Origin of the sequence: Roseovarius aestuarii (assembly GCF_019966515.1) — a bacterium.
GTDB classification, from domain to species: domain Bacteria; phylum Pseudomonadota; class Alphaproteobacteria; order Rhodobacterales; family Rhodobacteraceae; genus Roseovarius; species Roseovarius aestuarii.
The window spans coordinates 1-6362 of sequence record NZ_JAIMIB010000045.1 but is presented as its reverse complement, the minus strand read 5'-3'; the positions used below and the strand labels follow the sequence as shown (position 1 = coordinate 6362).

5 protein-coding genes are annotated in these 6362 nt (G+C 54.1%); 2 read left to right on the top strand and 3 right to left on the bottom strand.

From position 1 onward, the window contains the following. The first annotated feature begins 224 nt into the window (after nucleotides 1-224). Together LC334_RS22750 and LC334_RS22745 are read left to right on the top strand one after the other, a co-directional pair. Complete coding sequence (locus LC334_RS22750; RefSeq protein ID WP_085802605.1) at nucleotides 225-1643, top strand: MATE family efflux transporter; 1419 nt, start codon at nucleotides 225-227, stop codon at nucleotides 1641-1643. A gap of 135 nt (nucleotides 1644-1778) precedes the next feature. Then, a complete protein-coding gene (locus tag LC334_RS22745) occupies nucleotides 1779-2402 on the top strand; it encodes a Crp/Fnr family transcriptional regulator (RefSeq protein ID WP_085802604.1) in 624 nt (207 codons plus the stop codon). A 210-nt stretch (nucleotides 2403-2612) separates the two neighbouring features. On the opposite strand, the gene LC334_RS22740 is transcribed toward LC334_RS22745, so the two are convergent. From LC334_RS22740 to LC334_RS22730, 3 genes are all read right to left on the bottom strand, one after another. Next, nucleotides 2613-3494 carry a metal-dependent phosphohydrolase gene (locus LC334_RS22740; protein ID WP_085802603.1) on the bottom strand — a complete coding sequence of 294 codons (882 nt, stop codon included), beginning with the start codon at nucleotides 3492-3494 and terminating at the stop codon, nucleotides 2613-2615. Nucleotides 3495-3663: 169 nt separating this feature from the next. Beyond that, entirely contained in the window at nucleotides 3664-4812 is a 1149-nt protein-coding gene (locus tag LC334_RS22735) for a DUF3095 domain-containing protein (RefSeq protein WP_085802602.1), read from the bottom strand. A 72-nt stretch (nucleotides 4813-4884) separates the two neighbouring features. After that, complete coding sequence (locus LC334_RS22730; protein ID WP_085802601.1) at nucleotides 4885-6048, bottom strand: adenylate/guanylate cyclase domain-containing protein; 1164 nt, start codon at nucleotides 6046-6048, stop codon at nucleotides 4885-4887. Between the last annotated feature and the right edge of the window lie 314 nt (nucleotides 6049-6362).

Below are 6362 nucleotides of genomic sequence, written 5' to 3'. Positions count from 1 at the left end.
CGCCGGTGCAGCGAACGACCGATTCGACGAGCGCACTGCAGCAACTCAGTTGGTCGATGGACGGCGGCTCTGGGCCGCGAGCCCACATGACTAAAGTGCGTCTATGAAACTCGAGGCTACCAGCATCTGCCTAATCTTTGTACACTAGTCGCGTGCAACGGGGAATTATGCGCCCCTGGAATGCTTTTACTGTCGATGACCGGCCAAACTACGAAAGACCTGAAATGACGACCGGGAAAAACGCGAAATTCACGACCGGCAGCATTATGCGTCACGTCTCGGTTTCATCATTTACGGCAAGCATTGGCCTGATGGCGATCTACGCGGTCGATCTGATCGATCTGATATTCATTTCAATGCTCGGGTATGAGGAAATGGCCGCCGCGGCGGGCTATGCCAGCGCTCTCATGTTCTTTACCAGCGCAATCAATATTGGCCTGTCGGTCGCGGCTGGCGTTTTGGTGTCGCGCTCAATCGGCGAGGATGATGAGCTGGAGGCCCGTGAATATGCCACAAGCACGGCAATGCTCGTTATGGTGACGGGAATTGCCATACCCCTCATTCTATTGATTAATGTTGAGTTTTTCGTGGGCCTTCTCGGTGCCACGGGACAGGTGGCTGAACTGGCGGCAACCTATCTTTGGATTGTCGTGCCATTCACCTGGGTGTCGGGCCTGTCCATGGTCACTGTCGCGTCGCTGCGATGCTACGGTGAGCACCGGCTGGCGATGTACCCGGCCCTGTTCGGGGCGCTGACCAATGCGGTGCTTGACCCGATCTTCATCTTCGCCTTGGGGCTGGGCCTGCCAGGCGCGGCCTGGGCAACGGTGGCGGCGCGGTTCGTAACGCTGGGCCTGGCCCTTTATCCGGCGTTGCGCAGGCACAATGCGTTTGTCCCGCCAAGTTTGCGCTTGCTCTGGCGTGACCTCCAGACGGTAACACATTTCGCCAGTCGGGCCGTGCTGGCCAATGTCGCCACGCCGATTGGCACCGCGATCGTGACCCGCGAAATGTCGAAATTCGGGCCAGAGGCGGTGGCCGGCATGGCCGTGATCGGGCGGATGACGCCGGTCGCCTTTTCGGTCATCTGGGCGTTGTCGGGTGCCATCGGGCCGATCATCGGACAGAATTTCGGTGCCGGCCATGTCGATCGGGTCAAACGCGCGTATCTCGATGCAATCAAATTTGTCGCGATCTATGTGCTCTGTATCACCATGATATTGCTGGCCTTGCGTGGCCCGATTGCTGATCTCTTCAATGCCCAGAACCTGACGCGGGACCTGATTTACCTCTATTGCTTCCCCGTGGCGCTGTCCGCGTTCTTCAGTGGCTCGGTCTTTGTGGCAAGTGCGGCATTCAACACCTTGGGCCGCCCGTCTTATTCGACGTGGTTGAGTTGGGGTCAGCACACCCTGGGCACGTGGCCGTTTGTCGTCGCTGGTGGGATCTTGATGGGGGCGCAGGGGGTTTTGATCGGACAGGCGCTTGGAAGCGTCATCTTTGCATCAATCGCGATATGGTTGGGCTGGCGGCTGATAAAGAACCCCCCGCAGGAAAACATGCGGCATCGCAGCCATAGCGCCCTCTTCGGCCATGGTAGCCTCATTGCCCATACCCTCCATAAGCATGCGGGAGACAAATGATCCTGACCGAGAGACCAATACGGTGCAGCCTACAAAAACTGTACATTTTCACATGGAAGCGGCAACAAGACCTTAGCGTTTGACCAAATCCTTGATCCGGGTTTGGATCGACAGGCGCATTAGGAGAATAAGCCAATGGATTTCATCACCACACACCATATCATCGAGGCCGTTGGCTGGCTCGCTGTTCTGTTCAAGTTGGCGACTTTCTCCATGAATTCGATGATCTGGCTGCGGGTCCTCGTGATATTGTCGTCGGTCTGCTTTATCATCTATAGCGCTTTGTTTCAGATCTGGCCGCTTCTGGCGATTGAAATCACCTTGCTCTCCATCAACGCCTATCGCCTCTACGAACTCGTAGCACTTCGCAGATTGGTGACGCATATGACGGACGAGTCGGAAGCTGATTTCTCAGCCGCTATGGCTTATGGCAAAAAACGTGTCATCCAGTCCGGCGATGTCCTTTTCGAAAAGGGCGATCCGGTTGACAGCCTTTATTATCTGGCCGAGGGCCTTGTCGAAATCGAGGGTCAGAATGTAACTGTACCTGCAGGAAATCTTTTTGGCGAGATGGCGTTCTTCAACAGCAGTGCCGCGCGCATGGCGACGGTTCGGTGCGTGGAGGATACGGTTGTTTACGAACTCAACGAGAAACGCTTTACGCGCTTGCAGTATGAAGACCCCCAATTCGCCATGGCCGTGATGCGCCTGGTCACCAAGCGGCTTGTGGCGAACGCTGCGCAAACGCAGGGGGCTTGACCCGAATAAAGTCAGGTGGAGTCCAATCCCTTTTCAAGAACTTTTCGCTTTGCCATGGTGTAGTGAACGAGGCAGGACTTGCATAACTGTACAAGCGCCGATTTCTGGCAGCGCGCCAACCGGTCGAAGATACAGTATTTCTCAGCTGATTGGCAGGCAACACGTTGGTCAGAAGATTCAGACCTTTGCCTTCACCATGCCAGGACCGATCTAGCCGTCAGCGCCACAACCCGGCACGTCCTGAGGACCAGAGAAAGGCCCAAGTGTGTTTTCACGGCGAGAGACCTGGGTCACGCGGCTGTAGAGCTCAACAATCAATTCTTTGCCGTCTGAGGTTTGCTCTAAATGCTCAAGGGCCGGGCCAATCAGTGGCTCGACTTGTTGATGGAAAAAGCTCGGAAACTGCTCAACCAGATCCATGGGAGAGCTAAATCCAAGCTCACGTGCAAAGCCGGTTTCCAGGAATTCGTGATAAAGTCCACTTACCTTGCTGAGATAGTAGGGATCAGCAATTTGACCAATCAAATCCGCGGCCCGCACCAGCGCGGGTTCGGTCTCATAGCAAGCATAAGCCGGGTCATCCGGCACGGGAAAGCGAGTGTATTCAATAGCCTGTGCGATACGCTCCGGGTCAATGAAATCGCTACCCGCAAAGCGGTGGCGGGCATAAATCTTGGCCCGGTCAACATGGTACGGGGCAAGGTAGGCATCTGTGGACCCGCGCGGCGGGCAAACCCGCTCTCCTGCGTCGTTGATAACCACCTCATTGGACGTGTCGCCATCACAAACGCCACGCCTAAAACCGATGTCATGGATCAAAAGTGCTAAGATGTAATGCAACCAATCCTCTGGGTGCACGATGCTTGTTTTATGCTTCCCCAGGATGATCTGCTGGCCGACCAGCGTGACCATCATCGTATGCTCTGAATTGTGATATGGTGCGTCGGAAGCACTAATATGTTCGAGTGTCTCGCGTGCCGTGTGATTCAAGAAATCTGCGTACTGCGTCTTTTGTTCCGGAAAAGCTTGCAGGTAAGTTTCAGAAAGATGGTCGCCAAAAGCAGCAGCTAACACTTCGGCGGGATTGAACATTATTGCATTCCCAACATCGCTGAAAGGCTCCAAGGCAGCTTAGGCATAAGTTGAGGTCTTATCAACCAACCCAGGAGTTCAATGGCTCCACTTTTCTTTTATGTGAACACATGTGACTGCATCGCTCGCACCATGCTGCAAGGGTGGCTTATAAGACAAAACACTCATTTTAGGTTTTCAAGAACTGTGACGCTGCCGTGTATCCACCAGAGGCTCCGTCGACGAAATGAACATGATTGTCCTCCATTATGGAGGGGACAATACAAGTCAGCATGGCCTCGGATTGGGTATGTAAGCCAAATTGGATAATGCCATCTTTCGCACCTTGTTCAAGCAAAGAGCGCAGATCTGCTTCGGTAGCGCTGTCGCAATCCAGGGTCATTTTGAGCCCGTCCTCAAATTTTCGAAAATCAGCATTTTCGCCAACCATGCGACGATATCTGCGGGCATCAAAGCCGCCAACTTTCAGACCGGTCTTGATGAGTGCCCAAGCAAGAAAACTCTGGAACAACGCCTTTCGACGCGCTCTGCCAAATGAACCTTGCCCGCGCTGTGCGTGCGCCTCGAGCGTGGCACCGATTGGTGGCCATGAAACACCTGGGACTTCTTTTCCGAAGGGATGGCCGTTTGCCTCCAGGAGACTTATTCGGTCAAGCACGCGTGAAACGAATTCGGTGAACTGGGTCCAGGGTACATCGTTTTGTGGCATCACGATCATCGACAAAATGACGCCGTTCTTACTGGGCATGTGGCTCCATCGACATGACAATCCCGTCAAATCTGGCGTCGCCCCCTGGGGTGCCTCCGGAACGGCATGTTTGCCAGCTTTCATCTGCATTTCTGCCCAGTTGAGCCCACCTCCGAAAAACATTGCATAGTCCACGCCTTCTGAGGCCTGGAACCGGGCGACCTTCACATTAAATCCCGCTGAGCGAATTTCTGACATGGGCACCATGCCGACACGCAGGTCCATCTCAAACTCCTCATGTGCCCAGAGCTTAACCGCAGCCAACGCATGACTGGCACGATCCTTCCAGGATGCAGGGACTGCGAAACTTGCTCCATCGCCGCCAAATATATACGGGAATGAGACGCCGCTATGGGTGTTGATTTGGGCGGAAATGACGGCGGCACCGACCATGTTGACCGTTTTGTAGTTTCCATTTCTGACAGCTTCGGTCGATCCTATGACATCGGACGTTCCGATCCACCAGTCATCTGGCAAAGGTGAATAGTTTCCGGCGACGGACATGTCGGCGAAATCGGAGTATCTGGGTAAACTGTCGTAAAAAGATAAATCGGTGTCTGCATTGCCCATGCTGCAACATAGCCATGATGGTGCGCGGCGCCCAGAGCATTTGCCTGCACTGTCCGTCCAAATTCAATGAGACTACCCGACAGGCGTGAACAACTCTATTGGATCAGCCAGACCACGTATTTCGTGGGACCCACACGGGGAAAACAGATCAGGAGCGGCATTTGCGACAGCGGCAGTGGCCAAAATTTGGTGACCAACTGCTTTGGTTAGTCCTTCAATCCGGCTTGCAATATTGACCGCTCCACCAAGCACCGTGAAATCCAGTCTGCCGGGGCTTCCGATGTTACCATAACTGACCTGCCCGACATTGATCCCCACACCGAAGTCCAAAGACGGCTGGCCAGCCTCGTTTCGATTGACGTTGAGAGCAGCAAGACCAGCTAGGGCATCTTGTGCAGCACGCGCAGCGTTTCCACACTGTTTGCCGCGATCAGCACGATCTGAAATCGGAAAAATCGACAGAATTCCATCGCCCATGAACTTAAGAACGTCGCCGCCATTTTCCTCGACGGACTGGACAACCAAGTCAAAGTACCCGTTCAACGCTTCAAAAACACGTTCTTCGGTTGAGTTGTCTGACATCGCGGTAAAGCCGCGCAAGTCCGAGAACATGACAACGGCCTCTATAGTTGTGCGTTCCCCGCGTTTGATGGTGCCGTTCCAAACGGCTTCGGACGGCCCGTCCCCAAGATACGTGCGCAAGAGGCCTTTGGATGATTTGCGCATGGTAACGGGTTCAAGAGCACAGGACAGAGCAGGCAATGTAGCTTCGATCATCTCGAGATGCTGCGGCAAGAACCCATCCTGAGCCCGCGTCACAAACGTACAGCCGTGTAGCGATCCATCGCCGTAGCTGAGCAAGGTGGCGTAATAGTCTGTGCCGCCAAGCTCGGCAAACTCAAGATACGAGATGTGGTCAGTTTCGGCGTCAAGCTGGCGCAAACTTTTGTGCAGGGGCTTTCTGTGTTGCAGGATGTACTCGAAAGAACTGCCCACGTAGCTGTCCGTCAGCATCGTTTCATGAGTTACGTCGTAGCTTTCGGTTCCCTCAGGTGTCCAGACAACACCCCAGGCAATAAGCAAGGGATTGGCAAAACGCTGACCAATATTGACGCGCCAAAGCGGCACACCGGCTTCAATCAGTGACGCGCAAAAATGCGATACGACTTTGACAGGGTCGCCCGAGCAACGACCCTCTTTAATCATCCAGTCGGTGAGCTTGGCCAAGTGTTCCATGTTGTCAAAATAGGCGCTGAAGTAAGTTACGCATAGAAATTAGTTTTGATGAAATGATCCGAACGGTTCTCTTCGCGCTCGCTGCTGTTGCAATTCCAAGAAACAGTGTCGGATGTTCTCAAACCGATCGAAAAGGAAGGCGCTTTTTGTCCAGCGAAACTAGCAACCAACCTCGCACTTTATGGTAAATTGGCTGCCTTGAGCCCGACCCTTAGGTCTGCACAGTTCGTGGCCATGCCTAATCCAGCGTGAAGAGCTCCTGACGGTCTCGGACACCGCGAAGGCGATATTGGCCAAGTGACACCAAAGCAGGA